Genomic DNA, 25,897 nt, shown 5'->3' with positions numbered 1-25,897 from the left:
TTTTTAGTGGCACAACATAACCGAAATAGATGGCACAATTACACCGAAATATCCAAAGAGATAATCATGCAATTAAAACTTGAATGGAGAAAGAAACCTTCTGGAGTCCTTTAGATAATGCTGCTAAAATATTTCCTGCTATTCGTAACAAGGAGCATACTACAGTTATGAGGTTATCGGCAGTATTAACAGAACCGATTGTCATAAGCAGTCTTCTAAACGCCATTAAAAAGGCCGAAGTAAGGTTTAATTATTTTAAAGTACAATTACGTAAAGGCTTTTTCTGGTACTACCTCGAACAGGTTGATGATTCGATAAGAGCTTTGCCTGATGATAATGTACCCTGCACAGCTTTTGATATGAATAAGGAAAATAAACTATTGCTGCGTGTACTTGTCTTTAAAAATCGCCTAAGTGTTGAGTTCTCACACATTCTTACCGATGGCCACGGCCTGTTCATCTTTCTGAAGTCAATTCTTATCTACTATTTTAAAGAGAGAGGATTAATAAGTAATAATCAAATAGATCATTTTTTCACCACGGATTTCGATAAAGAAGAAATTGAAGATTCATATCATCGCTATTTTAAAGAAAACATCCCAACAGTTACAAGACAAACTAAGGCATTTCATTTGCCTTTCCAACTAAGAAGCAAACCACGATTTGATGTTTTGTTCGCCATTTTATCCATAAAGGAAATTCAACAAAAAACACAAGAAAAAGATATAAGCATTACCGAATACCTAGTCGCGGTTTATCTTTTAGTTCTGCAAGACATTTATTTTGAACGCAAGGGAAAAGGCATATCTCCAAGAAATAATATTGCTCGAATCCAGGTTCCTATTAATCTCAGAAAAATTTACCCAAGTAAGACAATGCGTAATTTTTCACTTTTTGTAATGCCCGAATTAGATTTTCGCTTGGGCAAATATTCATTTGAAGAGATACTCAAAATCGTCTATCATAAAATGCAGGTGGAAACAGACGAAAAACTCATTAGTAAAATAATCTCTCGTAATGTTGGCAGCGAAAAAAAAATATTACTCAGAGGAATACCCCTATGGTTAAAAAGTCTTGTTTTGCATCTAAAATACTATTCAGAAGGAGCCAACCAATACAGCGGAGTAGTAACCAATTTGGGAAAAGTAGACTTACCTCCTTCAATTAGCAATAAAGTTGACTTCTTTGCTGTTACACCACCTCCCCCAAATAAAAAGCTTAAATTAAACTGTGGAGTTATTGGATATGGTAATAAACTTGTTTTGAGTTTTGGAAATATTTCCAAATCAAAAGATTTTGAGCAGAAATTCCTTCACTTTCTTAGTCAGCAAGGAATAAATGTAAAACTAAAAAATAAGATTTAGGATATGAGCTATTGCAATTACTGTGGTGTAGAATTGGACACCAATATGACTTTTTGCCCATTGTGTGGTTTATCCGTAGGAGAGAAACCGAGTGTCCCTCATGAATCAAAATCAAAACAATTTAATTTTGAGAGTGAAATTCAGAATGGCAGTAAGAACCTGACAAATGCTCAGAAACGAAAACTATTTTGGGAAATATCTGGCATAATCTTATTATCAGGAAGTATTGCAACAATGATTATCAATTTAGTTTTAAACAAAACAATCTCCTGGTCATTATATAATGTAGTTGTCTCCATAGCACTTTTTGCCAACATTAGCTGTTTCACATTCAGTCGTAACAAAGTCATTTTTTTAGTCTTGGGTAATTTCTTTTCCAATGCTCTTCTAATTATTCTTCTAGATTTGATAAGTACAAATACGGGTTGGGGAATAAAACTAGGAATACCTATTCTTATTTCGCTATATGCTCTTTTGGTTATAGTGTTTTGGATTGTGAAAATATCAAAACATCATGGATTTAACATCTTAGCAATAATATTTTTTGCAATAGGCATATTTTTGATCTGCACAGAAATTTTTATATCACTCTATTTTAAACATACTATCCAACTTCGATGGAGTATCATTGCAGAATCATGTCTGTTACCAATATCAACATTATTGTTATTTGTGCATTATAGGCTAAAGGCTGAAATAAAGTTGCGTAGATTCTTTGATATTTAGAATCGTACAAAGAGTTCAGACCATAGATCGCGATTCAAAACAAAGTACAATATAAATGTTGCAATCCAACCATGAGCAAGACCAATAGCCCACAAATTTCTCCATTTTAGATATACTGTAATAAACACCATCTCTAAAAAGAAGGTAAAAATCATAAGAAAATAACTCGGGTAATGAACTAGGCTAAATAAAGTTGATACTAGAAAAATAATTAAAAACCTGTTAATTTTTACATTTGAAATGGCTTCCAAGTTATGTGATATAATACCCAACATCATAAATTGTTGAATAATACCCCAACATGGATAAAGTAAAAATATCAAAATAAAATGCCATGAAAAAGATAGCTTACTATTATAACTCCCATAAATAACCGACATTACAATACTTATAAAAACTAAAGGGATCAAATAAATAATTGTTTGCTTGAAATGCTCTTTCTTAAACCCCCAGGTATTTAAGCTTTTGGGATTCGTTTTTACTCTGTACAAAATATAAATAAGCCAAAACAGAATAGCCCCTACAGTATATAATACTCTAAGATTCAGCCAATCCATAAGGATAAACTTAAGAATGGCAGTTATAAAAACCGCTAGTATCTCCAGGTGCTGTAGACTATTATATTTCAATTTACACTATCAAATTTGCAGACTTATGATTCTATATAATCATCTTGATTCGAACCTTTTTCCATAGTGATATAATCCCATATATCATTAAGAATCTGTTGCTGGTCTATTTCACGAGGCCTATCACCTTCAAGATATTGTACTTCAGCTATGTTGTCAAAAAATTTATCAAAATCAGTATAATAACCTTCTGTTATTTTATATTTGACAAATACTCTTGGGTAACTAAGCTTAATAATAAATTCATACTCTGGATAAAACAGAGTATTCTTTCCCGTATAATAGTTTTTAAATTTTTCTGGTATCATAATTCTGCTTTTAAGTGTTTAAATTCTAATTCCATTGGACAATATCTCAATAGGTTATTGATTTGCAAATAATTACTAAGATACTTTGTAAGGTAGTGCAAAATAACAAAGTAGCACCAAAAATTCTTAATTAGAATGCATTGAATAAGTGATTTAATATCTGCACAATTCTTGTGGATAAATTTGACCCTAAAAGGACTATATGAAAAAGCTTATAACACTATTATTTTCTATTCTTTAGCACCCCTATCCCTTCTCAAATAACTATATTCATTGACTTTGCAAGAATTACATACAAGAGAAATACCCTAATATACTCCCCTTTGAAAATTAGTAAATTAGATAAAAAACACAAGGAGGTTATAATTTGACTATTAAACTCATGAAACCATAACAATTTTGAAGAGAAATAATGAAAGTAAGATTATCTTTAAATACATTTAAATTAATGATGTGGAATTGACTAAGGACAATAATTGTTTGATGGGATAATAAAACTAATCTTTAAACTCTAATCCAACAAATAAATGTATTATTCCATAATAATTTGCTTATATGGTATAGTAAATGAAAATTTTGTGCCAACATTTTGTTTTGAGGCAAACCAAATTTCCCCGCCCAACAATTCTATTAAAGATTTTGTAATTGAAAGCCCCAAGCCTGAACTATTAACTTTGTTCTTTACTTGATAAAAGGGCATAAATATATTCTTTTTAACTTCATTAGGAATTCCAATACCAGAGTCCTCAACATAAAACTCCAAAAAATTCTGTCGCTTAAGATAACCGATTTTGATTTTCCCTTTTTTCGTAAATTTAATTGCATTTCCTATTAGATTGTTTAGAATTACATTCAATTTTAGTGAGTCAGTAATTATTATAGAAGCATCTCCTTTTAGTCCATATACTGTACTCAAACTAGTGTTTGATAATTCACTTTGCATTTTAAAATGCTTTGTAGATTCATCTAGAAATAAATTCAAATCTATGATTCCATTAACAACAATCCCATCCTGTGATTCTAATTTAGATCTAATTATTAAATTATTTAATAATTCTAACAGGCTAGATGAGCAAGTGTTTATATAATTGGAATAGATAATAATTTTTCCTCTATCCAAATTTGGGGTGAGTAAAAGTTCCGAAAAACTTATTATTCCTGCTAGAGGAATCCTTATTTCATGTGCTATTTCAGCAATAAATTTCAGCCTCTCTTTAAGAAGTTCATTTTTAGTTTTCATATCGATATCTCTAGTTCTAATTACAAAATGCATTGAATTAGATCATACTTCGAATTGTTCACCTAAGTAGGACAAAATCCACATTTAAAAATGTACAAACCTATTTTGTTACACTGATATATAACGAATTCACAACTAATAAAATGGCCAAAGGGATTTAATTTCAAATCTAGCATTGACATAAGATCTGTATTCAAGATGTTTTGACATGAATCTTTGCTTTGAATCTATAGTCATGGCTTGTATAAAATATTGTAAATTACCTTTAACAATTTGTCTCATATCCACCGATGATAAATCTTTTATTGTCATTGAACAAACACCACTTCGTATCATCTCATTAAGCTCTACCTTAGCAACTTCGGTGATTATATATTCTTTATCTTTAGCCTGACAGGCTGCATCTTGAATCAAATCCTGTATGAATTGTTTCTTTTTTCATTAGACCTATTTTAGGGTGAAAATCCGTTTTCTTAGGCAAGCTGAAACTCATTCTTAAATTATGTCCATTAGATCAAAAATGGTTGTAATCAATTTTAGATCACAAACCTGGAATAATGGTAATTTTTCCAGAATTTTACAATTAAGATTGGAATTCGATCAGATCATACTTAGGAGAATAATAGGCAATTCGTTATACCTATTCTAAACTGAATTATCAATATGTATACGTACTCTTTTCTTAAAGGTTATTGAAATATCCAAATAAAATAGTAAATAATAGAAACATACAGCTATTGGGTTGGATATTGCATACACATAAAAACATCCTATAACAGAGATGATTCAAAGTTCTATAGTGTATTATTATAAAAATTTAACGAATCATATATTGCTTTATCAACAGATGAAAAATTAATACCCAAATCCTGTTTTGCTTTTTTGTTGTTATAATAGTTGTTAATTATTAATATTCTTGCATTTACAAATGATATATTGGTTTTAAATTTTAGAATTCTAAATAAATCTCCAATCAAACCTATAGCCAATAACAAATAATCGGGAATACGAATTAATACTGTTTTTTGACTGTTGATAAATACCATTTTTTTATAGAACTCCTTATAAGATAAATTTTCGTTGGCAAGAATGTATTTTTCACCTGACTGTTTCAGCGCAAATGCCTTTATGATAGCTTTTGCCACATCAGCGACGTGAACAAAATTTTTTCCCCCTGAAGGGTAAAATACAAAGCGTTTATTTAATGCATATAGTATTATTTTCCCAGAACTTGGTTTAGTATCATATGCGCCAAGCATAAAAGTTGGGCTTATGGTTGTAATGTTCAACCTTGCGGTTTCCTTATCGATAATGTCCTGAGCCTGTTTTTTGCTAATTGCATAAAGCGATTTTGTAAAAGGTGCTTTAATGGGCTTACATTCGTTACCTGGATCAGCTAAGCTGCCATAACCATAAGTATTTGCCGAACCAATGTAAATTAACTTCTCAATATTGTTCTGTATACAAGCTTTGATAATGTTTTCAGTTCCCTGCACATTTGTCTGGTGATAATCCTTAAGTTTTAATAATCCTTGTGAAGTATTTGCAGCTGTATGAACAACATACCGACAGCCTTTTACTTCATCAATAATCTTATTTAAATCAGACAAATCACCCTCAACAAGTCTTAAATTTTTAAGTTCAGGTTTTACAAAATTACTTTTCCTGCGGATTAAAGCAGTAACGTAAAACCCTTGCTCAATAAGCATAAAAGCTAAATTTGTACCCAATAATCCATTTATTCCAGTTACGAATACTTTGTCCACTATTGTTTATGTTTTAATTCTCTGCGCACAGCTTTCGAAAACAAAGAAAGTCTCAACCATATTGGCACTGCTTTTAACATTAACCATCCAAACTTGTTTCCGTTAAGCATTATAAATGTGTTTCTCTTAAAAAGTTGCCTAATTGATATCTTTGCTACTTTATCGGGTGATAATAATCCAACTTTACCCAAAAAACCTTGTTTGTTTATTCTTTCAGTTACCTCAGGATTAGTTTTCATTGGTCCGGGATTTAATACACTTATAAAAATATTTGAATTTTTACATTCCTCGTATAAACCTAAAGAAAAGTAATTTACAAATACTTTTGATGCAGGATAAACTGTTTTGAAGGCAACCGGACTAAACGCAGCCATACTTGAAACGTTAAGAACATATGAATTCTCCTGCTTTTTCAAATTTCGAAACAACTGTTTTGTCATAATGGTGGTCGCCATTACATTTAATTGGATAATTGTATTGAGGTAAGTGATGTCGGCATCGTTAAACCTTTTGGTTCCTCCAATGCCTGCATTGTTTATTAAAATTGAGACATTGTATCGTTTGTTAATATCATTTGTTATCTCAACTATATTTTCAATTTGAGTTAAATCAGTCTCGTAGTATAAAGATTTACGATCGAATTTATTTTCAATCTCCAAACATATATTTTTCAATCCTGTGTTGGGCAAATCAATAAGTATTGTACTATAACCAATCTTTGCTAGTTCATAAGAAAATGATTTACCTAGACCTGCTGCCGCTCCTGAAATTACCGCAAAATTCATATATATATATTTTAATTTGAGCGATGCATATACATCCTTAGAAAGGTTAGTTTAATCAACCTCTAATTTCAAAAATACTTAATCTACTAATAAGTGTTCAACGTCAGCAAAAAGCAATATTCTTGACATTCAACACCTATAAAATTACAATATTGATTATGAATTATATTAGGATCAGAAGATTATTATTGATTTACATCTTTATATGTAAGTGTTCATGATGGCTGTATTATCTCAAAGACACAGAGCAATCCTTAGAGCCTTTTAAGGGATTTTAAATAAAATCAACAAATTATATGTAGTATAAACTTCTTTAATTCGTTAACCGCATTAAAAAAGCCTTATATTACTTTTTTATTACTTGTGCTTTATGTAGAAAACAACTGCATTGAGGGAAGTCTGAACAAGACTACACAAAAAAAAGCCGATAACAATATCAGCTTCAATTACTTGTGACCCCACCAGGACTCGAACCTGGATCTATTGTTTAGGAAACAACTATTCTATCCCTTGAACTATGGGGCCATTTTATTTAGTCTTGCAAATGTATTTAATCAGCTTGGAAGATCAAAACAGAGCATAAAAAAATTTAATAATTAGCCACCATTAAAAAGCTCCTCAATCACAGAGAGAGACTTAAGCGAAGTAAACCCTTGACTTTGTAATGCATAAAAATTAAGCAAGCCTCTTAAAACAACTCTCATTTGTTGTGCGTTGATTTTCAATAAGTTTAATTGATCAATGGAAGTGTTGAATAAAATATTCAGAATTTCACTCTCTTCTTTTCCAAGACAATGTCCATGAGAATTTAACTCATTAACAAATCTACCATTGTCCATATCGAACATTGGCTTTTCTGCCGACCAATTAACTTGAGGATAAAAACCCAAAAAGCGAGTTAGCTTGGTTAAGAAATAGAGGTGAAAAAACTCTACCGATTCATCTGTCAAATCAAGATAACGTATGCTATTGTACAAGAAAACAAACAGTTCATGGTTGGCTTCTTCCTCACGCAACACTTTTGAAAGAATTTCGGTTAAAAAAAGAGCAATGGAACTTTTGTGCACATCGAAAATTAAGCTGTTAAATGTTTCTGCAAGTCTGACTTCCTTTAGGGATTGTATATTTTTCCCATCGCGATGGTACACTTCCATATCCAAAAGAAAAAAAGGTCGGAACAAATTGCTTTTGCTTTTCGATTTTTTCGATCGACTACCTTTCACCATATAAGATTGACGACCAAACTTTTCGGTGTAAACATGAACAATCAGACTGGTTTCTCCATACTGGACTCGATTCAATACTATGCCTTTGGTTTGATGCAGCATAATAGCTTAATTAATGAATAACAGCTTAACGACCTTAGATTTTGAACCATCAGCATTGGAACAGAATATCAGATATACTCCAGTATGAACCCTTGATCCACTAAAATTTTTTCCATCCCAAATAAATTGGTCTCCCTCCGATTTGCCTTCCCAAATCAAGTTTCCGCTTACATTGGTAATTTTAACGGTAGAGTTACTCATTAATCCACTTACAGTAATATCTCCTTTGTAAGTCTCTCTAACTGGGTTTGGATACACGTATAAATCGTTGTAATTCTCCGTTCCTTCAGTAACCTTTCCACTATAGGATACCATTCCCTTATCAGTAACAAAGAAAATTTCACCTGTTTCCGGATTTACCGATATTTTTTGGATATTATTTGATGGTAAAGGACTATTCAATGTGCTAAAATGAGTCAATTGTTTATCTCCGTTTTCTGAAACCAGAAACGCTCCAGAATTTTCTGTTCCAAGCCATTTTTGATTTGCTCCATTTACTTCAATACATTGAACTTTCTCGGTTGAAAGTAAATATTGAGTAGAACCATCTATCGTAATAATAGGTCGATAAGCATAAAAATCTCCCACTCTAAATAAGGTACTCGGATCTGAGTAAACTGCTATTCCACTCGAAGTTCCTACCCAAACACTACCTAATTTATCTTCCTTAATATCATAAATTTGCGAACTAATACTGGAATTATTTTCATCACGCACAGAAAAGCTACTGCTTACATCATCATCATTATTAGCAATTGTTCCATTTACATTAAAGGCAAATAATGAACTTCCAATACCTTTTAATACCCACTTATCACCACTCTGAAGTGCAATAATCTTACTTAAATCCGAACGATTATCTAAACTGCTATACGACAAAGAAACCCATTCATTATCGTAGCTTAAAGCTTTTATACTCCTTCCTGAATTGGCATCCAAAACCCATAATGTTCCTTCATCATCAGAATCCATTGAAATAACTCCATTATTGCCCAGAGGCGAGTTTGAAGAGTGATAATAATTTTTTAGTTCTTCATTTTCAAATTCAAAAATGCCATCGCCCCCTGTACCAGCATAAATTCTCGATTCACTTCTATGATTTCCAGCAATGCTTGTGATATTCTTTTTATCCCTAAATTCCTCAACATTACTTTCGGTAAAATTTTTCCATTCCGAATTTGAAAACAGATACAACTCAGCAGGTACACTCTCATTTGCCAGACCAGCGCTTGCCCACGTTTGCTTTCCAATAGAATAAACCGATGTTATATCCGATCTTAATGGGCCATCAGGCTTAATTTGTATGAATTCGCCACCAGTTTGTTCTAAAAGCGATTTCTCATGGTCAGCAATAAACACTCGATCATTCCCAACTAAAATATCCCTAAAATCACTTGCTTCAGCACTTGAAATATTGCCCACTTCATTGCCTGAAGAATTAAATTTCTTTACTTCTTCATTTAAAACAACATACAATCCATTACCAGAAGTTGATATTGAATAAATAGGCGCTACATTTGTATAAAACTTATCCCAATTTTCGCTACCAAATTGATATATTTCACTAGCATATCCAATTGAATTCCTCAGAACAAACACTTTTCCATCTAGAATACTAAAATCAACACAGGCTCTTGTATGATTTGGAATATAGGTAATTCGTGTCCAATTGTTAAAATCGGCTAAGTTACTTGAGTTTAAATTGGCTTTAAAAATTCCATTTTCTGTTGCTGCCCAAATACTATCTTCGTTTGTAATAATATCATTAACTTGAATTTGCGATCCATTTTCTCCTATCAAATAAGTGTCAGCAACTTCTTGTTTGCTTAAATTAACGGCAACAATACCAAAACTTGTTCCCAAATAAGCAATATCGTTTTTTACATGTATTGATAGGATCTGTTTATCAGCAAAACCAGCAAAATTCTTTATGTCATCAATATTTACAAGCTCATTATTTCTTAATAAATCAACATTTCCATTTTCATAGCCCAAAACAAGAGTCTCATTTTCTTCGGACCAGGCCAGCGATGACACATCAGAATCAGATAAAGTATTTGTTTTACTATATGGCTTTATTTCATTATCAATTAATGAATAGGAAAATAAACCAGATTCTGTGAGACAGAAGATATGATCAGAAGATGCTACCAATTGTTTGGCTTTACGATAAGGTAAATGCTCACTCCAGCCCACAAAAGATTGTGCTTGAATTGAGCTAAAGTAAAAAATCAAAACAAAAAGGATAGCAATCTTTCTCATAGCAACTTATTAGTTTTTGTATTCCAATAAAAACTGTACCAATTTCTGAACAGCCAAACCTCGATGGCTAATTTTATTTTTTTCGCTCATTTCCATTTCAGCAAATGATACATTGTACCCCTTAGGTTCAAATATTGGATCATAACCAAAACCATCTTTTCCTCTCTCAGATTCAAGAATTTCACCATCAACTATCCCTTCAAACTGATACTCTTTATCATTTAAAAACAAAGAAATTACCGTTCTAAATCGTGCCGATCGATCTTCAATTCCTTCAAGTTTTGTTAGTACCTTTTTCATATTGGCTTTGGCATCCTTGTCTTCTCCTGCATAACGAGCAGAGTATACACCAGGCTCGTTGTTAAGAGATTTTATCTCCAAACCTGTATCATCGGCAAAACAATTCACATTGTATTTTTTATATATGTATTCTGCCTTTTGAGTTGCATTCTCTTCCAAAGTTTCATAGTCTTCCGGAATTTCATCTTTACAATTGATATCCTTCAAACTCAACAATTCAACTTTCTCACCAAGTAACTGCTGTAACTCCTTTAATTTATTTAGGTTATTGGTTGCAAAAACTAATTTCATCTTACTTTATTATTTACATCAAACAAAAAACAACGGCTAAATAACCGTTGTTCAAATATAGATATTAATAAGGTAAGCTTTAGTAAAAACTACCGTATTTAGATAAATCGGTTCTTGGGTTTACACACATCACCGGGATATGAGCCGAATTGGCTATTACAAACTGTTCGTGTGCACCAAGCATATAATCCTGGAAAGAGATATTCTTTGTGGTCATAATCAATATGATATCTGCATCAATTTTCTTTGCAAACTCAACTGTTTCCATGGCAAAATCATTGCCTCCATCGGCAGTGTCAATCTCATAATCGATTCCTCTGCTTTCCAGGTATTTTTTAGCAAAAACCAAATTGGCTTTTGTTCTCTGCAACATCTGCCCTTCAGGCATCTTAGGCGTAATAATTCGCATTTTAGCTTTAAAGAACTTCCCTAAAAATTCTGCCCAACTTAATTTTTCCTTGTTCTCTTTCTTAAAGTCTACTGGTAAAACAACTGAAGAATATTTCTTCTGAACCGGAGGAGCCTGAACAACGACAAATGGCACTCTGGATCCTACAATTACTTTTAGGGCCCAACTTCCTGTAAGTTTCTGCATGCCTTTAATTCCATGAGTCCCCATAAGAACCAGCATGGCATTCATTTCTTTGGCAACATCATTTATTGTGGTAAATATACTTCCATCACGAACAATAAATTCAGGTCGGATATTTTTCTCCTTGTAGATTTTCTCAACAGCTTCTGTCATCTTGCCTTTGGCTTCCTCTATCTGAGATTCTTTCTTAACAATATGAACTAAAATTACCTCAGCTTCAACATTTTCCGCAAAAATACTTGCATGATCAAGTGCATATTCAGCAACGGTTGAAAAATCCCATGCTACAAGTAAAGATCTTTTTGTACTTTCCATAGTTTAGTTTAAAAGGGAAACAGTAAAAATATGTATTAACATAACTGGTATCAATTTAGGTATTTTTTGTTAAAACAACAAATTTATTCCACCAGTTAAAGTTTGTTGATTATTTTCTGTTTCAGTCCAATAATTAAAAATTCTTACCTATTTTTAGTCTCATCATTTATATTTGGTTAATAATAAATTTGGAATGACTCATTACACTCTCTGCATACTTCTTGCAAAATCGGGTATAATACTGCGAATATTGGGACAAGTGGAAGTTGGTTTATTTTCGCAGAATCTAATCCTGTTTGCTTTACTTCTTCCAATCATTGTGGTGTTTCTTTTTCTTTGGTTCAGAATTGAACTTCGACGACAAAGAAGTGAGTTAGAAAGAGAATTTTACAATAAAAATCAAGAGTTAATTTTTAAGAAAGAAAAAGCTGAAAAACTATTAGCCAATCTCCTACCCAAACAAACAGCCGAAGAACTACAATCCAAAGGAAAAGTTAGCTCTAGAAGATTTAGAATGGTCACTGTACTATTTTCAGATATTCATGGATTTACAAAAATTGTAGAACAAATGAATCCAGAAGATCTGATCGATGAATTGGATAAATTCTTCATGCACTTTGATTCTGTTGTTGAGAAATACAATATCGAAAAAATAAAAACCGTTGGTGACGCCTACATGTGTGCCGGCGGTATTCCAAATAAAAACAGAACCAATCCCATTGAGGTGATTCTGGCAGCGCTGGAAATTCAGCAATACATGAATAATATGAAAATCAATTCGAAAGATGGGAAAAAAGCCATTTGGGGGTTGAGAATCGGAATTCATACCGGACCTGTTATTGCCGGTGTAGTTGGTACAAAAAAAATCAGTTACGATATTTGGGGCGATACAGTGAATACAGCAAGTCGTATGGAGTCTTCCGGTGCTGTTGGAGAGATTAATATTTCGGGAATGACATACATGTTGGTAAAAGATTTTTTCATTTGTGAATATCGCGGAAGAATGCCTGTAAAATACAAAGGAAACATTGACATGTACTTTGTAAAAGGATTCTTACCAAATATGTCGGCAGATTTGAAAGGCTTAATTCCAAACGATTATTTCCTCACAAGCTTTCAGATTCTTCGTTATGATGATTTGGAAGAAACCATTCTTACAAAAATGGAAAATGAACTTCCTAAAAATTTGTATTACCACAATCTGAAACATACTATAGATGTGATTACGGAAGTTGAGATAATTGGCCGAAAAGAGGGAATCACGGAAGCTGAAATGCTTATCATTAAAACCGCAGCACTTTTCCATGATACCGGCTTTATTCTTTCTTATAACGATCATGAGGAGTTCGGCGTAAAACTTGCCAGACACATCCTTCCCCAATACAAATACACCGAAAAGCAAATTGATGAAGTTTCCAATCTAATAATGCATACCAAGCATCCACCACAACCAGAATCTTTATTGGAGATGATCATGTGCGATGCAGATTTGGATTACCTCGGAAGAACAGATTTTATTCCTGTTTCGGGAAATCTATATCGAGAGCTTAAAGAGTATGGCAAAATTAAAAGTATTGATGAATGGAACAGGCTGCAAATTCGATTCATAGAGAATCATCAATATTTTACAAAAACAGCCAGAAATATGCGGAATGTTAACAAGTACAAGCAACTTGAGAAGCTTAGAGAGCTGATTTGATCATTTTAAAGTTTTAAACGCATATTTATTATAAATTGTCATTCTAAAAACCCATTTGTTTATAATTCTATGGTTTTACCACTATAAAAACGTAAATTTATTAGTGGGCAAAATGCTTTATTTTCAAAAAATCACAACATAAACTAATCAAAAAGGGAGATTAAAATGATAACCAACTTAGAAGATATTCTTTCCGACAGCGCAAAAGGAATGAAGCGGTCGGTAATCAGAGAATTGTTAAAATTAACCCAGCGAGATGATATTATTTCGTTTGCAGGTGGTTTACCCGATCCAAAATCTTTTCCAATTGATGACCTTAAAAAGATATCCTGTAAAATTCTTGATGAGGAAGGAAATTCAGCACTTCAATACGGTGCAACAGAAGGTGATAGCAAACTTCGTGAGATCCTTACCAAACGTTATCAAAATCAGGGCCTGCAAATTAATACAGATAACCTTGTAATCCTGACTTCATCGCAACAAGGTCTCGATTTGACTGGTAAGATATTTTTAAACCGAGGCGACAAATTTATTTGTGGATTGCCGAGCTACTTAGGTGGTTTAGGCGCATTTTCAAGCTATGGCGGAGTTCCAATAGGAATTCAATTTGATGAATTCGGAATGCGATCTGATTTATTGGAAGAAACATTAAAAAAGATGCAGGAAAAAGATGAAATGCCAAAGTTCATCTATGTTATTCCTGATTTTCAAAACCCTGCCGGAATCACCATGCCAGAATTTCGTCGATTGGAAATCATAGAATTAGCAAGAAAATACAATATTCTAATTATTGAGGATAGTCCATATAGAGAATTAAGGTTCGAAGGGGAATCCCAAAAAATGATGTATGAACTTGATAATACAGGGCAAGTAATGAGCTTGGGAACCTTTTCAAAAATCTTTGTCCCTGGTTTTAGAATTGGTTGGGTTGTTGCCCACGAGGAAATCATTGATAAATTTGTAAAAGCAAAGCAATCAACTGATTTGTGCACAGCTCCATTCACACAAAAGATTGTTGCAGAATACATTGAAGAAGGTTTATTCGATAAAAACTTGAAGAAAATTATCGAAATGTATCATCGAAAAAGAGACGTAATGCTGAAAGCTTTTGAAGATTTTATGCCTGAAGGTGTAAGTTGGACTAAACCAGAAGGCGGATTATTTTTATTCTTAAAATTGCCAGAAGATATGGATGCAGAAGATCTTTTTAAGATTGCAATCAAAAAAAATGTAGCTTTTGTTCTTGGTTCTGTATTCCACTGCGATGGAAGTGGCAAAAACACCATGAGAATTAATTTTTCGTTTATGGATGAAGAACAAAACAGAATTGGCGTTGAACGACTGGCAGAATCGATTAAAGCATTAATGAACAATCGAGTTGAAATTTAAAAGCAATTCATTAAATTAGTAACATCGTTTGAGTTCATATTGAACCAAACATTTAATAGATTATAAATCCTAAATCTCACCTTACAATGAGAAAAGAGGGAGTTCCGATTAGAACTCCCTCTTGTTTTTTCAATTAATAGGCTTAAGCCAATTGCTTATTCTTAAAATTCAACAATTGTATTCCAATTGTGTTTATCTTCAACAGTTCCGTACTGAATGCCGCGAAGAGTTTCATATAGCTTAAAGCTAATCTCTCCTGCCTCATCACCAAACTTATAGTCAATCTTATTATCAGCATCAACAATTTTACGGATTGGAGAAATTACAGCTGCTGTACCACATGCACCAGCTTCTGAGAAATCTGCCAATTCTTCAACAGTGATTGGACGACGCTCTACATTCATACCTAAATCTTCAGCGATTTGACACAAACTCTTGTTTGTAATAGATGGAAGAATGGTATTTGATTTTGGAGTAACGTAAGTGTTGTCTTTAATTCCGAAGAAGTTAGCCGGACCACACTCATCAATGTATTTCTTCTCTTTCGCATCTAGGAATAATACTGCAGAGAAACCCTCATCATGAGCTCTTGTTCCACCTCTTAACGAAGCTGCATAGTTACCACCAACTTTATAGATACCTGTTCCTTGAGGAGCAGCACGATCGTATTCACGATAAATCACATAGTCAGTTGGTTTAAATCCTTCTTTAAAATATGGTCCAACAGGCATTACAAATACTGCGAAAGTATATTCTTCTGAAGCCTTTACTCCAACCTGAGCACCGTTACCAAATAATACCGGACGAATGTATAGAGAAGCTCCTGATTCATAAGGAGGAATCCATCTTTCATTCAATTTGATAGCTTTGATTACAGCCTCACGGAATAAATCCAAAGGCATTTCAGCCATCATAATACCATGAGATGAGCTTTGCAGACGTTTACCATTTTCGTCAATGCGGAAAACTCTAACTTTTCCATCAGGACCTTTAAATGCTTTTAAGCCTTCGAATGCTTGTTGTCCGTAGTGCAATCCGGTTGATGCAATGTGAACATTGATTTGATCAGAAGAAGATACTTCTAATTCTCCCCATTTTCCATCACGATAGTGACAACGAACATTGTAATCAGTTTTAGTATAACCAAAACCAAATTCTTTCCAGTTAATGTTTTCCATTTCAGATATGAATTTAGCGATTAGTGTTTTTGTTTCTTTAAGTTTTTCAAGTCTACACAAATGTATTAAGAAATTTACTCTTTTTACCTACAATTTCTTACATTTTTTATCAAATTACTTTCAATTCGATAAGATATCCGTTGTGTTTACGAATATTTATAACTTTCCCACCTTCGAAGATCAAGTATTGACCTTTTATCCCTTTCAAAACTCCTTCAAACTCTTTTGTTTTATCAAAACCGAAGCTGGTAATTTTTTTAGGCAACTCATCGACAGGATAGTTGATGCTGTAGATTTCATCCTCGCCACATAAATATTGTTTCAATTCTGGATGAAGCTTATCAGCCGCTTTCTTTTTTTCCTCTAATAGGTCAATATCTGTAGTACCATCCTGTTTTAGCATTTCGCGCCAGTTGGTCTTATCAGAAAAATATTCCTTTAAAGCCACTTCCATGACACCAGCTATATGTCTATTGGGAGTTTTAGCGAGCTTTATGGCCTTGCTAGCTCCCTGATCCATCCAACGAGTTGGTACTTGCGATTCTCTGGTAACACCAACTTTTAAATTGCCAGAATAAGCCAGATAAACGTAATGAGGCGTAAGTGAATTCTTTTTTGCCCATTCCATATCACGGGAAATTCCCAAATAAGATAAATCCAACTCAGGACGAACAATGCTGGGATCGGTTTGAGGCAAAGTGGTAAAGCATGAATAACAATATCCTTGTGAAAAGGATGTTTTGGTTTTCTTGCCACAATGGATACAATTGATCTGATCCAAAAACTTCAAACTGATCTTCTTACCAATTAGTGAGTTCATTTCAGTTAAATCATCACCAATAGGCAATTGATACTGCACTTGTTCCCCTAAATTGGTACGCATTTTTCTAATATTTCCTTGCATGGATTATAAGTTTTCCTGAATGGTTTTGATCATTTGTTCCAACTCTTTTTGATCGAATCCAACCCCTTGCCAAATGATCTTTCCTGTTTTATCGACAATAAAGTTACGAGGAATGTACTGACTGGCAAATTTCGAATAAACTTCGCGCTTTGGATCCGGTGCAATTGGGAAGGTAAACCCTTTTTTCTGGTTCCACTTAGTTAACTCATCCTTTGTATGTTCGCGACCAATTGAAACCATTGCAAAATTTTCATCCTTAAATTTTGGCCACAATTGTTTTTGAACCTCTGGCAACTCTTTCATACAAGGTCCACACCAGGTTGCAAAAAAGTTGATCAGAATCACTTTTCCTTTCAAATCCTTTATCGAAACTTCTTTCCCATCTAGAGTAGTAACAGTAAACTCTGGTACTTTATCTCCATTTTTTAATAATGATCCTTTAAAATCGCTTGCCGTAAGAGATAGCGCAGCAAACAAAGCAATAAAAGTTAGAACAATTTTATTCATATTTAGCCATTGTTAGAGACGCACAGCCGTACGTCTTTAAATTATTTATTATTGTATCAAATCATTGGTTACCTCAACAACCTTGTACAATTTGTCTGAACGACGAATCATGGTATCCAAAGCAATCGAGAAGCTATCTCCTTTTATTGCTTTTTCTACAGGTTTAAGGTCTACCCTAATTTCTTTTATAGTAGTTTCAACCACACCGGTTGTAGGTCCCGTAATCAGGATATTATCCCCAACAGCAAGTTCGTTGGATTCCAACAAAAATTCAGCGACCTTAATCTTGGTAAAATAGTTTGTGCCTTTACCAATAAGCACTTTACGCTTGGTAGCACGGTTTCCATATTCGTTGCTCCACTCTCCCAGTTTTTGTCCCAGGTAATATCCATTCCAAAATCCACGGTTGAATACTGTAGACAAACGCTCCATCCAAGCATCAATCTTCTCTTTATTGTAAGATTCATCAAGGTAAGAATCAACCGCTTCGTTGTAACAACCTACTACGGTTTTTACATACTCTGGAGAACGAGCACGACCTTCGAATTTCAAAACTCGAACGCCTGCATCAAGCATTTTATTTACAAATCCTATGGTACACAAGTCTTTGGGCGACATGATGTATTCATTGTCAATTTCCAATTCATTACCCGATTCTTTTTCCGTTACTGTATAAGCTTTTCTACACGTTTGCATACATGCTCCACGATTTGCTGACGAGTTCTTCTCGTGCAAACTTAGGTAGCACTTACCCGAAACTGCCATACACAAAGCTCCATGAGCAAACATTTCAATCTGCACCAATTCACCTTTAGGACCTCTGATATCCTGCTCAACAATCTGATCGTAAATGGCTTTTACCTGGTTCAAATCCAACTCACGAGCCAAAACCACAACATCAGCAAATTGCGCGTAAAATTTAAGCGCTTCAATATTGGTAATATTACATTGAGTCGATATATGTACCTCAACATCAATCGATCGTGCGTACATTATTGCCGAAACATCCGATGCAATAATTGCAGTTACACCGCTTTCCTTGGCAGCATCAACAATTTTATACATCAACTTAATATCATGATCGAACAATACCGTGTTAACGGTAAGGTAAGATTTCACATTGTTCTCTTTACAGATATTGGCAATTTTTTTTAGATCTTCAAATCCAAAGTTATTTGCCGACCTTGAACGCATGTTCAATTGCTCAATGCCAAAGTATATCGAGTTAGCTCCCCCTTGTATGGCCGCCATTAAAGATTCATATGAACCTACCGGCGCCATTAATTCTATATCACTTCTTTTCATTCAATTCCAGATATGCAAAAAATACTTATTTAGAATGCATATTTAAGCTGTTAAATTATTTATTTAGCCCAATCATGCCTTCTTCCTGATCCTCAGCAAAAGTAATCTTTATCACTCATTCCTGCAATATAAATTAGAGAGTGCATAAAGTTAAATCTACCACTAATACAAATACTTAACTCTCCTACAAGCTTGTTTAAAATTTTTAAATATTATACATTTGTGCCACAGCTATTTGATACACTGGGATATTAGCCTTCCTTTACATCTGACAATGAACAGTTTATATGGAAAATGTCCCCATTTTTCCCTAACTTGAACATGGGGAATCTCATTTGTAGCCATTAACTCTGATGAGTTACACACATACATCTGCGCTACCATATCCTAATAGCTTGATTTTGAGTAAATAATTACAACCAGGGGGAGTAATCGCGTTTACGCGCGCTTACTTGTTAAAACATCAAAACCAGATATTAGCCTATGAAGTATAGAGCTTACACACTGAAGACCTTTAAGAATATTCCTCAGATTAATAAACTGAGCGAAGAACAGATTTTTGATATTGAAGTTGTTGGAGAGGTACTTCCTTTTAAAGCAAACAATTATGTAGTTGATGAGTTGATCGATTGGGACAATTTCGAGAATGATCCGATTTATATCCTGACTTTCCCTCAAAAAGATATGCTTTCAGCTGAGCACTACAATAGAATGGCTGAATTATTAAGACGCGGTGCTTCTCGTCCTGAAATTACCAAAGCTGCCAACCAAATTCGAATGGAATTGAATCCTAATCCGGCAGGACAAGTTCACAACGTTCCTGAATTAAACGGTGAAAAATTGGTTGGTATTCAGCACAAATACGACGAAACCATGTTGTTTTTCCCTTCTCAGGGACAAACATGTCATGCATACTGTACTTTCTGTTTCCGTTGGCCACAGTTCACAGGTATCGATGAGCTGAAATTTGCCATGAAGCAGGTTGATTTAATCATTGAGTACTTGCGTCAAAATCCATCAATTACCGACTTGTTGTTTACTGGTGGAGATCCAATGGTAATGAAATCGAAAGTATTTGAACAATATATCGATGCCATTATTGCTGCTGAGATTCCAAACCTAAAAACAATTCGTATTGGAACCAAAACATTAGGTTACTGGCCATATCGCTACACTAGAGATGATGATGCTCAACAATTGTTGGATGTATTCAAAAAGATTCATGACAATGGCTTGAACTTATCGATTATGGCTCATTTCAATCACATTAACGAAATGAGTACTGAAGCTGTAGAACAAGCTGTTAAAAACATTCGTGCCACAGGTGCTGTAATTCGTACTCAATCACCATTAATGAAGCATTTGAACTTTGATGCTGATATGTGGGCTCGCATGTGGAGAAAGCAAGTAGATTGGGGCATGGTACCTTACTACATGTTTATTGCACGCGAAACTGGTGCTCAAGAATATTTTGCTGTAACACTTGAAGAAGCTTGGAATATATTCCGCAAGGCTTACGCCCAGGTTAGCGGTGTATGTCGTACAGTTCGCGGACCAAGTATGTCGGCCGATCCTGGAAAAGTGCAAGTTGCTGGCGTTAGCGAAGTTAATGGTGAAAAAGTTTACGTTCTGAACTTTATTCAGGGAAGAAACTCTGATTGGGTCGGACGTCCGTTCTTTGCAAAATATGATCCTAAAGCACTTTGGTTGGATGATTTGAAACCAGCTTTTGCTGATAAATTTTTCTACGAAGAGGCTTAGGTCATTAAGATATTTTATTTCAAGACCTGTCAGATTTTCTGATGGGTCTTTTTTGTTGATGAAAGTCTGATAGTAGTAAAGTGAATCAGTCAATTATCGACTTATTCTATATGATCTAAAATTTGAATCAATTGTTTGAGATTTAAAGCTTGGAGTTTTTATTTCAGAATCTCCATTACCTCATCATAAGAATGTGGAAGTTTCTTAATCAGAACCTCTTTATCTCTGCTTACCAAAAAAAAGACTGGAATACCTCCTGTGTAGATCTTATCATTAGGGAAGTTGGAGTTAAGAAACTGCCTGATACCAATGGATTGAAACTTGCCTTTATCAGGACCGATAAAGTCCAGGAAATAGGAATTGTTGTGTAAACCACTTGCCTCTACCAAGGAGTCAACCTCTACCCTGTTTTTACTTACTGTAATCAGTAACAATTGGTACTCTTCCTCATTGATGTCTTGTATCAACTTAGGCAATGTTTTCTCCAGACTCTTTCTGCAGCCACTACACCAGGTAGTCCAAATGTATACCAGTGTTTTGTCCTTTTTTGAGATGATCTCATCGAATTTCTCCGAATCGATAATTCTTTTCTCATCAACAGGATGGCTGCATGAAAAAGAAATCAATAATAATGAAAAAAGCAGTAAGTATTTCATGGTATGCGATTAAGACACTTTAAGTTACAATTTGTGTTTGAGGAAATAAAATCCTTTTACAAAAGCCATTAAAAGTTGATACCAACGAAATATCGATGAACAGAAATGGATTTCTTTTTTTTGCGATCAGTTGAAATGCCAAATTTTCTTAATTCATGAATCAAATCTATACCTTCTTTTAAATGAATCGTTATAAAACCTAACTTATTGGCTGCTTTTATATTATCTTTATTATCATCTATAAAAATAGACTCCTCAGCTTTCAGTCCATATCTCTCTAACAATAAGTTGAATATTTCTTCATCTGGTTTCACTATTTTCTCTTCTCCTGACACCACTATTCCTCTCAATTCTTTAAAGAATTCAAATCGAGAGTAAACCAAAGGAAAGGTTTCTGCAGACCAATTTGTCAAGCCATACAACTGATAGTTTTGTCCTAACACAGGAATTAAACTTGTATTTTCCTTTATCTCACCTCCTATCATCTCTATCCAATCATTTTGATATCTACTGATTTCTTTTTCGTAATGAGGAAACTTTTTCACCCGCTCTGCAATTGCTTCATCAAAGGCAATACCAGCATCCAAATGTTGATTCCATTCAGCATGACACACCTCTTTTAAAAATTTCTCCAAATCATTCTCATTACCAAACACTTTACGATACAAATAACGTGGATTCCAATCGATCAGTACTCCACCAAAATCAAATACAATATTCTTTATTCCCATCTTGACTATTCCGTTATTTCCACACGATTTCCCTCACAATCCAACACAACACTTTCGTAGTAACCGTCACCTGTTGTTCTGGGCTCTCCAACTATTCTGTATCGATCTGCTCGCAAAAGTTCAGTCAATTCATCAACCTTTTCTTTGCCTCCTACCGATATCGCGAAATGAGCAAATCCCAAACAACTCTCCCTATCATTACTTTCTTTGGTAATATCATCCCTATGCATCAACTCTATTCTGCTTTTTTCACCCTCAAAGGATAAAAAATAAGAAGTAAATCCTTTCTTTTTATTGTGATACTTTTTGCTGCAAGTCATCTTAAAATACTTCATATAGAAGGATTTCATAGATTCCAAATCACGAGTCCAAATTGCCAAATGTTCTATTCTCATGTCTTTTTGATTTTATATTTCAAAAGACAAATCTATACTGCTTCCAGCAAGCAGAATTGTATATTTTAAGCACTTAAAATAATCTGAAATTGTAATTAATGATTTGGGTTTCCTTATCAGCCGATTGGATTAAGGATTGGTAGGTAGACGGAGTACAATGAAGAAACAATTTGAATTCACGTATAAAATGAGCCTGGTCAAAATAACCAGCATAAGCTCCGATCTCGGTAAGATTGTCCTTACCGTCAATTAAATTACATAGCGATTTACGGAACTTTACAAGACGTTCAAACTTTTTGGTACTTAATCCTGTAATAATGTAAAACTTTCGGTTTAAGGTCGTATAATTTGTACCATTCAATTTGCAATACTCTTCAATTGACATGGAGTCCTCACTCCATCGAACAGTCTGGTAATAATCTTTTAGGGGTTTAATTCTTTGATAGGAAAGATCATCGTAAAGCACATGAAGCAAATGATAGACTTCATTCAACAATCCCTCATCATTCACGGCTTCAAGCGTTGGTTTTTCTGGAAGTGATACCTCCATCATTTGATTTAGTAAATCCTTTCCTTCGTATTGCAGAAAAGGATATGCTCCGAATGGATAAAAGCGAATGCCCAAAAGTTTTGTTCCTGCAGGATAATGCACACAATGGGTCTGCAAACTAATGCCTTCAAGCATATTCTTGCCATTGGGACTGCCATTCCAATTGTACTTAGAACCTTCCAATGGAACAAGTAATTGCATGTACTGACTTGGTGGAACCAGCATATTAGTAGCTTCATCTCCAGACTCAAACACCCAAATTCGTTCTATTAAATCGGAATACTGTTTGGGTTGATATGTTCGGATATCTAACATCGCCTACAAATATACCTTGATTTTAAAAACAAAAAGGGAACAGCACAATGCCATTCCCTATCAAGTCTGTGTTTAATAAACCACTAACCCTAACTAATTCTTTATATCATGTAGAAATGCGGTAATTGCAGTCCAGTATTCCTCTCCTCCTTGCTGATTGATCCAAAGCGCACGCGAACCATGATGCCCCGGACCTTGAGGAATAAAATGCACCTGCTTTTCTACCATTTTATGCTTTTCTAATAATTCTTTTACGTATTTGGCTTCATAATTCGAACTGGTAATAAACATTGGCTTTTCAAATCCTTCCAACTTATCGATTAAAGAACCTTTGTGATCTGCCATGTAATTTCCTGGACTAAAAGAGATCACTGTTGATACCTCATCCATATCAATAGCCAAATAGAGCGCTAATGTGGACGAATAACTCGATCCCCAAAGAATTACCTTCTCCGAATAATTCTGGCTCACATATTTAATGGCTGCGCGGATATCTGGCTCTGCATTCAAATAATCAAAGTCCAAGCCTTTTATAAGGGCACGCAAGTAGGTTTCATTCTGCATCTTCCCAATAGGACCACCAGAACGCTGATCAATGGCCATACAATTAAAGCCCATTTCGTTCAATTTCTCAGCAATTCCAGAATACTCGAACTTATTGAACCTTGCCTGATGACAAAGCAAAATGAATGGCGATGTTTCATCAATTTGGTATAGGTGAGCTGTTATTTTCAAAGAATCCAAAGATGGAAACTCCACAACTTTGGGATACTCGATTTTCTTTTCCGTTTCAGATACTTTAGATGTATCATTTTTTGTAGTCTTTTGCTGACAAGATACCAGGAATACCCCCAGAACGATCAGAATAATAGGTAGTCTCTTCATCATTTTGTGTTTAGTATGTATTAGTATGATAATTAAATGTAAGAATACCCTATAGGAAAATGAATTTTATTTCAGTTTATAGGCATAAAAAACTCCATTTGTATCACCAAAGTATGCTATTCCGTTTTCTATTACTGGGGTTGATAGAATTGCACCCAACTCAAGAATTGTATTCTCCGATTCTTTAAAGTTCTTTCCATATAATTTAAAATCACTTCTAAATTTATCTGTCTCGTTGTACACATTATAGTAATTTTTCTTACTCCCATGAGTTTGAAATACTTGTTCTAATTTCTCCTTCGATTGATTGAGTTTATATAATTTGCCATTGAAGCACCCAAAATAAATTTCATTATCGAATACTATCGCCTTACCATATATTCTCATATTTACATGAAAAGAGTGCTTTTCATGGCCTGTTTTAGCCGATAATCCAAAAAATCTGTGAGAATCTGAAGTACCAAAATACACCAAATCATCTAAGATAAATGGCGGTGCAATAACCCAGCTTCCTTTTTCTTTCATATTCCACATTCCTCTTCCTGTTTCCAGATTGAGTGAATAAACATTATAATCCCTACTTCCAAAGATTACAGAATTCTTGTAAATAGCAGCTCCCCGCTGAATTTCACCTTTTGGAAAATAAGTAGCTCCAATCGTCTTAAACTTCCAAACCAATTCACCATTTTCAGAATTTAAGGCATAAAAGAACCCATCAAAACCACCTACATAAACAGTCTCTTTATGAACCACAGGACTTGCATGAATAATTCCCTTTGTTTTGTATTTCCATATTAATTCTCCATTATTTGGATCTATCGCATAAATATGCCCATCTCCACTACCAACAAATATTTTATTGTTTGCATATACTGGAGATGATAAGTAATAGTCCCACATATCCAGCCTTTTTTCTCCTTCTGTTCTAAAGATCCATTGTTTCTTCGCATTGTTTTTGTCAATGGAATACACTAATCCATCGGTACTATTAAAAATCACAGATCCTTTGTGCAATAATGGTTGAGATTTAATTTCTCCTCTTGTTTTAAATTTCCATTTCAAACTACCATTTCTTTTATTTAAGGCATATAAACATGAATCATTGCTTCCAATGTATAATGTGGATTCATCGATTGTAGGAGACGAATAAATGCCAGCTTGGGTAGAGAAATCCCATAGCAATTGACTCTGTCCATAAACCCCGTAAGAAATTATTAAAAACAGTAAACCTAGTGGAACAAATTTGCATATCATTTTCATGAGTCAATATTATTAGTTTATAATATATGATCATTTAATGTAAGAATACCCTATGTGAAAATGAATTTTATTTTGAACTGGCAGTTAGCCATTGTGAAGAATGATTTAGACGCGGATCATAATGATGCTTTATGATTGACTTTGATTTCTTTCGAATTAGGATATTCGCTAAGATTCGTTGGTAGGAAGTTTTTGAAAACACCTTTTCGAAATATTAAACTCTTAGAAAAGTTTTAATTGCTTTTCTAACTTTGGATAAAAAGTACCAATAATCATGAAAGGATTATGAGACACAAAGTGATGAACTTGCGACGTACCTAGAAATAAAAATAAATCCTTAGTCTTAACAAAATCATCAAAATATAGTAGTATCCCATAAAGTGTGTAACTAAAGTTATTCTGATTTTTTCGGAGCCCAAAATTAGCTCAAGAAAAAAATCGGAAATAACTTTAGGT

Annotated in this window: 25 protein-coding genes and 1 tRNA gene; 5 read left to right on the top strand and 21 right to left on the bottom strand. The window is 33.9% G+C overall.

All coding sequences use genetic code 11. From position 1 onward, the window contains the following. Positions 1-83 precede the first annotated feature (83 nt). Both M0051_RS18755 and M0051_RS19830 read left to right on the top strand, forming a co-directional pair. Complete coding sequence (locus M0051_RS18755; RefSeq protein ID WP_306743104.1) at positions 84-1,364, top strand: hypothetical protein; 1,281 nt, start codon at positions 84-86, stop codon at positions 1,362-1,364. A gap of 3 nt (positions 1,365-1,367) precedes the next feature. Next, complete coding sequence (locus tag M0051_RS19830; RefSeq protein WP_373568323.1) at positions 1,368-2,090, top strand: DUF6320 domain-containing protein; 723 nt, start codon at positions 1,368-1,370, stop codon at positions 2,088-2,090. Here the strand turns inward: M0051_RS19830 and M0051_RS19825 are convergent. The 11 genes from M0051_RS19825 to M0051_RS18705 all read right to left on the bottom strand — a co-directional run bounded on the left by M0051_RS19825 (position 2,087) and on the right by M0051_RS18705 (position 11,906). Beyond that, entirely contained in the window at positions 2,087-2,470 is a 384-nt protein-coding gene (locus M0051_RS19825) for a type II CAAX prenyl endopeptidase Rce1 family protein (protein ID WP_373568324.1), read from the bottom strand. The genes M0051_RS19830 and M0051_RS19825 overlap by 4 nt on opposite strands. Positions 2,471-2,742: 272 nt before the next feature. Next, on the bottom strand, positions 2,743-3,027 hold the full coding sequence (locus tag M0051_RS18750; protein WP_306743103.1) for a hypothetical protein: 285 nt from the start codon (positions 3,025-3,027) through the stop codon (positions 2,743-2,745). Between the two features lie 532 nt (positions 3,028-3,559). Then, positions 3,560-4,267, bottom strand: coding sequence for a HAMP domain-containing sensor histidine kinase (locus tag M0051_RS18745; protein WP_306743102.1), 708 nt, complete (start codon positions 4,265-4,267; stop codon positions 3,560-3,562). A 135-nt stretch (positions 4,268-4,402) separates the two neighbouring features. Beyond that, on the bottom strand, positions 4,403-4,681 hold the full coding sequence (locus M0051_RS18740; protein ID WP_306743101.1) for a hypothetical protein: 279 nt from the start codon (positions 4,679-4,681) through the stop codon (positions 4,403-4,405). Positions 4,682-5,061: 380 nt separating this feature from the next. Next, positions 5,062-6,033 (bottom strand): NAD-dependent epimerase/dehydratase family protein, encoded by a 972-nt coding sequence (locus tag M0051_RS18735; RefSeq protein WP_306743100.1) that lies wholly within the window; start codon positions 6,031-6,033, stop codon positions 5,062-5,064. After that, positions 6,033-6,818, bottom strand: a complete 786-nt coding sequence (locus tag M0051_RS18730; RefSeq protein WP_306743099.1) for an SDR family oxidoreductase — start codon at positions 6,816-6,818, stop codon at positions 6,033-6,035. Before M0051_RS18730 ends, M0051_RS18735 begins: the two co-directional genes overlap by 1 nt. Positions 6,819-7,271: 453 nt before the next feature. Next, positions 7,272-7,343: transfer RNA gene (locus tag M0051_RS18725), tRNA-Arg, on the bottom strand. 71 nt (positions 7,344-7,414) lie between these two features. Next, positions 7,415-8,146 carry a DNA repair protein RecO gene (gene recO / locus M0051_RS18720; protein ID WP_306743098.1) on the bottom strand — a complete coding sequence of 244 codons (732 nt, stop codon included), beginning with the start codon at positions 8,144-8,146 and terminating at the stop codon, positions 7,415-7,417. A gap of 6 nt (positions 8,147-8,152) precedes the next feature. Continuing rightward, positions 8,153-10,408 (bottom strand): T9SS type A sorting domain-containing protein, encoded by a 2,256-nt coding sequence (locus M0051_RS18715; RefSeq protein ID WP_306743097.1) that lies wholly within the window; start codon positions 10,406-10,408, stop codon positions 8,153-8,155. A gap of 9 nt (positions 10,409-10,417) precedes the next feature. Further along, complete coding sequence (locus M0051_RS18710) at positions 10,418-10,999, bottom strand: non-canonical purine NTP diphosphatase (protein ID WP_306743096.1); 582 nt, start codon at positions 10,997-10,999, stop codon at positions 10,418-10,420. A 79-nt stretch (positions 11,000-11,078) separates the two neighbouring features. Further along, positions 11,079-11,906: a universal stress protein gene (locus M0051_RS18705; protein WP_306743095.1), complete on the bottom strand. Its 828-nt coding sequence runs from the start codon at positions 11,904-11,906 to the stop codon at positions 11,079-11,081. A 193-nt stretch (positions 11,907-12,099) separates the two neighbouring features. On the opposite strand from M0051_RS18705, the gene M0051_RS18700 reads away from it, so the two are divergent. Continuing rightward, a complete protein-coding gene (locus tag M0051_RS18700) occupies positions 12,100-13,605 on the top strand; it encodes an adenylate/guanylate cyclase domain-containing protein (RefSeq protein WP_306743094.1) in 1,506 nt (501 codons plus the stop codon). Positions 13,606-13,770: 165 nt separating this feature from the next. Then, positions 13,771-14,994 (top strand): PLP-dependent aminotransferase family protein, encoded by a 1,224-nt coding sequence (locus M0051_RS18695; RefSeq protein ID WP_306743093.1) that lies wholly within the window; start codon positions 13,771-13,773, stop codon positions 14,992-14,994. A 161-nt stretch (positions 14,995-15,155) separates the two neighbouring features. Here the strand turns inward: M0051_RS18695 and M0051_RS18690 are convergent, their stop codons facing one another. From M0051_RS18690 to M0051_RS18675, 4 genes are all read right to left on the bottom strand, one after another. Then, positions 15,156-16,172, bottom strand: a complete 1,017-nt coding sequence (locus tag M0051_RS18690) for a branched-chain amino acid aminotransferase (protein ID WP_306743092.1) — start codon at positions 16,170-16,172, stop codon at positions 15,156-15,158. A gap of 109 nt (positions 16,173-16,281) precedes the next feature. Then, complete coding sequence (locus M0051_RS18685) at positions 16,282-17,076, bottom strand: DUF2797 domain-containing protein (protein ID WP_306743091.1); 795 nt, start codon at positions 17,074-17,076, stop codon at positions 16,282-16,284. Positions 17,077-17,079: 3 nt separating this feature from the next. Beyond that, a complete protein-coding gene (locus M0051_RS18680) occupies positions 17,080-17,583 on the bottom strand; it encodes a TlpA disulfide reductase family protein (RefSeq protein ID WP_306743090.1) in 504 nt (167 codons plus the stop codon). Positions 17,584-17,631: 48 nt separating this feature from the next. Beyond that, complete coding sequence (locus tag M0051_RS18675; RefSeq protein WP_306743089.1) at positions 17,632-18,888, bottom strand: peptidase U32 family protein; 1,257 nt, start codon at positions 18,886-18,888, stop codon at positions 17,632-17,634. Between the two features lie 483 nt (positions 18,889-19,371). Between M0051_RS18675 and M0051_RS18670 the strand changes: the two genes are divergently transcribed. Further along, positions 19,372-20,649 carry a KamA family radical SAM protein gene (locus M0051_RS18670; protein WP_306743088.1) on the top strand — a complete coding sequence of 426 codons (1,278 nt, stop codon included), beginning with the start codon at positions 19,372-19,374 and terminating at the stop codon, positions 20,647-20,649. 158 nt (positions 20,650-20,807) lie between these two features. Here M0051_RS18670 and M0051_RS18665 read toward each other — a convergent pair whose 3' ends face one another. The 6 genes from M0051_RS18665 to M0051_RS18640 all read right to left on the bottom strand — a co-directional run bounded on the left by M0051_RS18665 (position 20,808) and on the right by M0051_RS18640 (position 25,441). Beyond that, positions 20,808-21,305, bottom strand: a complete 498-nt coding sequence (locus tag M0051_RS18665; protein WP_306743087.1) for a redoxin family protein — start codon at positions 21,303-21,305, stop codon at positions 20,808-20,810. Positions 21,306-21,373: 68 nt separating this feature from the next. Then, complete coding sequence (locus tag M0051_RS18660; RefSeq protein WP_306743086.1) at positions 21,374-22,036, bottom strand: HAD family phosphatase; 663 nt, start codon at positions 22,034-22,036, stop codon at positions 21,374-21,376. A 5-nt stretch (positions 22,037-22,041) separates the two neighbouring features. Further along, positions 22,042-22,431, bottom strand: a complete 390-nt coding sequence (locus tag M0051_RS18655; protein WP_306743085.1) for a VOC family protein — start codon at positions 22,429-22,431, stop codon at positions 22,042-22,044. 73 nt (positions 22,432-22,504) lie between these two features. Then, a complete protein-coding gene (locus tag M0051_RS18650) occupies positions 22,505-23,296 on the bottom strand; it encodes an AraC family transcriptional regulator (RefSeq protein WP_306743084.1) in 792 nt (263 codons plus the stop codon). Between the two features lie 93 nt (positions 23,297-23,389). Then, positions 23,390-24,181 carry a hypothetical protein gene (locus M0051_RS18645; RefSeq protein ID WP_306743083.1) on the bottom strand — a complete coding sequence of 264 codons (792 nt, stop codon included), beginning with the start codon at positions 24,179-24,181 and terminating at the stop codon, positions 23,390-23,392. A 66-nt stretch (positions 24,182-24,247) separates the two neighbouring features. Next, positions 24,248-25,441, bottom strand: a complete 1,194-nt coding sequence (locus M0051_RS18640; protein ID WP_306743081.1) for a PQQ-binding-like beta-propeller repeat protein — start codon at positions 25,439-25,441, stop codon at positions 24,248-24,250. Positions 25,442-25,897 lie beyond the last annotated feature (456 nt).

Origin of the sequence: Marinifilum sp. D714 (assembly GCF_030851345.1) — a bacterium.
Taxonomy (GTDB): domain Bacteria; phylum Bacteroidota; class Bacteroidia; order Bacteroidales; family Marinifilaceae; genus Marinifilum.
This window is presented reverse-complemented; position numbering and strand designations above follow the sequence as displayed.

Coding starts and splice junctions, on each gene's coding strand:
- M0051_RS18670 (WP_306743088.1), top strand. CDS start 19,372: ATGAAGTATAGAGCTTACACACTGAAGACCTTTAAGAATATTCCTCAG.
- M0051_RS18640 (WP_306743081.1), bottom strand. CDS start 25,441: ATGAAAATGATATGCAAATTTGTTCCACTAGGTTTACTGTTTTTAATA.
- M0051_RS19830 (WP_373568323.1), top strand. CDS start 1,368: ATGAGCTATTGCAATTACTGTGGTGTAGAATTGGACACCAATATGACT.
- M0051_RS18755 (WP_306743104.1), top strand. CDS start 84: ATGGAGAAAGAAACCTTCTGGAGTCCTTTAGATAATGCTGCTAAAATA.
- M0051_RS18655 (WP_306743085.1), bottom strand. CDS start 22,431: ATGAGAATAGAACATTTGGCAATTTGGACTCGTGATTTGGAATCTATG.
- M0051_RS18715 (WP_306743097.1), bottom strand. CDS start 10,408: ATGAGAAAGATTGCTATCCTTTTTGTTTTGATTTTTTACTTTAGCTCA.
- M0051_RS18750 (WP_306743103.1), bottom strand. CDS start 3,027: ATGATACCAGAAAAATTTAAAAACTATTATACGGGAAAGAATACTCTG.
- M0051_RS18680 (WP_306743090.1), bottom strand. CDS start 17,583: ATGAATAAAATTGTTCTAACTTTTATTGCTTTGTTTGCTGCGCTATCT.
- M0051_RS18700 (WP_306743094.1), top strand. CDS start 12,100: ATGACTCATTACACTCTCTGCATACTTCTTGCAAAATCGGGTATAATA.
- M0051_RS19825 (WP_373568324.1), bottom strand. CDS start 2,470: ATGTCGGTTATTTATGGGAGTTATAATAGTAAGCTATCTTTTTCATGG.
- recO (WP_306743098.1), bottom strand. CDS start 8,146: ATGCTGCATCAAACCAAAGGCATAGTATTGAATCGAGTCCAGTATGGA.
- M0051_RS18690 (WP_306743092.1), bottom strand. CDS start 16,172: ATGGAAAACATTAACTGGAAAGAATTTGGTTTTGGTTATACTAAAACT.
- M0051_RS18705 (WP_306743095.1), bottom strand. CDS start 11,906: ATGGAAAGTACAAAAAGATCTTTACTTGTAGCATGGGATTTTTCAACC.
- M0051_RS18710 (WP_306743096.1), bottom strand. CDS start 10,999: ATGAAATTAGTTTTTGCAACCAATAACCTAAATAAATTAAAGGAGTTA.
- M0051_RS18685 (WP_306743091.1), bottom strand. CDS start 17,076: ATGCAAGGAAATATTAGAAAAATGCGTACCAATTTAGGGGAACAAGTG.
- M0051_RS18650 (WP_306743084.1), bottom strand. CDS start 23,296: ATGTTAGATATCCGAACATATCAACCCAAACAGTATTCCGATTTAATA.
- M0051_RS18660 (WP_306743086.1), bottom strand. CDS start 22,036: ATGGGAATAAAGAATATTGTATTTGATTTTGGTGGAGTACTGATCGAT.
- M0051_RS18665 (WP_306743087.1), bottom strand. CDS start 21,305: ATGAAATACTTACTGCTTTTTTCATTATTATTGATTTCTTTTTCATGC.
- M0051_RS18645 (WP_306743083.1), bottom strand. CDS start 24,181: ATGAAGAGACTACCTATTATTCTGATCGTTCTGGGGGTATTCCTGGTA.
- M0051_RS18675 (WP_306743089.1), bottom strand. CDS start 18,888: ATGAAAAGAAGTGATATAGAATTAATGGCGCCGGTAGGTTCATATGAA.
- M0051_RS18745 (WP_306743102.1), bottom strand. CDS start 4,267: ATGAAAACTAAAAATGAACTTCTTAAAGAGAGGCTGAAATTTATTGCT.
- M0051_RS18730 (WP_306743099.1), bottom strand. CDS start 6,818: ATGAATTTTGCGGTAATTTCAGGAGCGGCAGCAGGTCTAGGTAAATCA.
- M0051_RS18695 (WP_306743093.1), top strand. CDS start 13,771: ATGATAACCAACTTAGAAGATATTCTTTCCGACAGCGCAAAAGGAATG.